Annotated in this window: 2 protein-coding genes; both read left to right on the top strand. The window is 63.5% G+C overall.

The features are described from left to right. The coding region (locus ACEK02_RS33295) for an efflux RND transporter periplasmic adaptor subunit (RefSeq protein ID WP_371426199.1) at positions 1 to 587 on the top strand (587 nt) is incomplete at its 5' end. A 4-nt stretch (positions 588 to 591) separates the two neighbouring features. Continuing rightward, positions 592 to 2,884, top strand: a 2,293-nt coding sequence (locus tag ACEK02_RS33290; RefSeq protein ID WP_371426197.1) for an efflux RND transporter permease subunit, incomplete at its 3' end; no start/stop codon positions are given.

Genomic DNA, 2,884 nt, shown 5'->3' with positions numbered 1-2,884 from the left:
ACATTCGCGCACCCGCCGCCGGGCTGGTGCTGACGCGCAACGTCGAGGCCGGTCAGGTCGTCTCGGCGGGCTCGGGCGTGCTGTTCCGCATGGCGGAAAACGGCCAGTTGGAGCTGCGCGCGCAAGTCAGCGAGGCCGACCTGCGCGGTCTGCACGTCGGATCGCAGGCGAAGGTGACGCCGGTCGGCGGCAGTGACGTGTTTACCGGCGAGGTGTGGCAGGTGTCGCCCGTGATCGATCCGCAGTCGCGCCAGGGTATTGCGCGCATCGCGCTGCCCTACAGCCCCCTGCTGCGTCCCGGTGGCTTTGCAGCGGCAACGATCGTGGCTGGCACGACCGACGTCCCGCAATTGCCCAACGCTTCGATCCAGAGCGATGAAAAGGGCAATTACGTCTATGTCGTCGGGCCCGACGACAAAGTTGTCCGGCGCGCGATCAAGGTCGGAGGGGTATCCGATTCGGGTGTCGCGATTGCGTCTGGACTGAATGGCACCGAACGGGTCGTCCTGACGGCTGGCGCGTTTCTCAATCCGGGTCAAAAGGTAAAGCCGGCGCTGGTGACAGCGGACGCGGCGAACAAGAGGTAGGACGATGAGCTTCCGGAACATCTCTGCCTGGTCGATCCGCAACCCGGTTCCGTCGATCGTGCTGTTCGTCATGCTGACGATCGCCGGGATCGTCAGTTTTCGCAGCCTTGACGTGAACAACCAGCCGGACATCGATTTTCCGGTCGTTATCATCGATATCGCGCAGCCCGGTGCCGCGCCGAGCGAGTTGGAAACGCAGGTTACCCAGCGTGTCGAGGCTGCCGTTCGATCGCTGCAAGGAATCGACGAGATCGATTCGACCGTAACCGAAGGCGATTCGCAGACGATCGTCCAGCTCGCGATCGGCACGCCGATCGATCGCGCGGTCGAGGACGTGCGCTCAGCCATCTCGCAAATCCGCAGCAATCTGCCCGAGGGCATTCTCGAACCGCAGATCATGCGCGCCGACACCACCGGCAACGATCTGGCCAGTTATGCCGCGATCAGCACCGACCTGACCGTCGAACAGCTGAGCTGGTACATCGACAATACCGTGTCGAAGGAATTGCTGTCGGTCTCGGGTCTGGCCGGGGTGCAGCGCAATGGCGGCGTCAACCGCGAAATCCGTGTCATTCTCGATCCCTTGAAGCTGTCGGCGCAGGGGCTCACCGCCGCGCAGGTCAACCAGCAATTGCGCCTGGTCAACCTCAACGCGGCCGGGGGGCGCGCCCAGATTGCGGGCTCGGAACAATCGGTGCGCGTGCTTGGCAATGCCCAGACCGCTTATGATCTCGGCCAGGTTCAAATCGCCACCGGCTCGGGCCGCACGATCAAGGTCGCGGATCTCGGCCGTGTCGAGGATCTCTATGCCGAGCAGCGTTCGGCTTCGCAGCTCAACGGCCGCCAGGTGCTGAGCTTCGATTTCCAGCGCGCCAAGGGTGCCTCGGACGTTACCGTTTTCGAAGAAGCCGAAAAGAAGCTGGCCGCACTCGAAGAGCGCAATCCCAAGGTTCACTTCAAACGCATTTCGGACAGCGTCAAATATACCAAGGCGCAATATGACGCGGCGATGGAGGCGATGATCGAAGGGGCGGCACTCGCGGTGCTGATCGTCTTCGTCTTTCTGCGCGACTGGCGCTCGACGATCATCGCCGCGCTCGCCATCCCGCTCTCGGCAATCCCGACTTTCTGGGTGATGGAGCTGCTCGGCTTCACGCTCAACAACATGACCTTGATGGCGCTGAGCCTGGTGGCGGGCGTGCTGGTCGACGATGCGATCGTGGAAATCGAAAACATCGTTCGGCACATGCGGATGGGCAAATCGGCCTATCAGGCCGCGATCGACGCAGCCGACGAAATCGGGCTCGCCGTGCTGGCCACGACCATGGCGATCGTCGCGGTGTTCTTGCCAGTCGGCCTGATGCCAGGCATTTCGGGTGAGTTCTTCAAGAATTTCGGCCTGACCGTCGTCGCTTCGGTGCTGATGAGCCTTGCCGTCGCGCGCCTCATCACGCCGATGCTCGCCGCCTATTTTCTGAAGGCGCATGGCGAGGCCTCGCACGGCGAGGGCCGGATCATGGATATCTATATGCGCATCCTGCAGTGGACCTTGCTGCATCGCTGGTCGGCGGTGGTGGGTGGGGCCGCTGCATTCGGCGCAACGATCTTCCTGTTCATGTCGATCCCCGCGACCTTCCAGCCGCTGCGCGACAGCGACAGCAGCACGGCGCTGGTCGAAATGGTGCCTGGCACGACGCTGGCCGAAACACAGGCCGTGGTGAACCGGGTTGCCGCGTTCCTGCAGAAGCAGCCAAGCGTGGAGTCGGTCTATTCGCGTGCCTTTGTCGGGAATGGCCGGGTGACCGCCATTTTCAAACCCAAGCGCGAGCGCAAGATGAAGAGCTACGAGTTCGAGCGCTCGCTCGCACCGGCGCTCCAGGCCATTCCCGACGCCCGGGTTTCCTTCCGCTCGAGCAGCGGCTGGGGCGGCGGCGGGCGCGCGCTCACCGTCACGCTTGGTGGCGACGACCCCAAATTGCTCGCCGAAACCGGTGCCAAGCTGGTCGAGCAGATGTCCAAGCTCGGCGATGTCGTCGCGCCGCGCATCGCTGGCGATTTGAAACGCCCTGAAATCGTCATCACGCCGCATATGGATCTGGCGGCAAGCCTGGGCGTAACGACCGCAGCGATGTCCAACGCGATCCGGCTCGCGACGCTTGGCGATATCGACCAGAACAGCGCCAAATTCTCGCTGTCCGATCGCCAGATCCCGATCCGCGTCGCGCTCGACCAGGATTCGCGCCAGCGCCTGTCGACGATCCAGAACATCCCGGTGCAAACCGCCACCGGCGGCTCGG

The sequence above is a fragment of the Tardiphaga sp. genome, assembly GCF_041424195.1.
Classification (GTDB): Bacteria; Pseudomonadota; Alphaproteobacteria; order Rhizobiales; family Xanthobacteraceae; genus Tardiphaga.
This window is presented reverse-complemented; position numbering and strand designations above follow the sequence as displayed.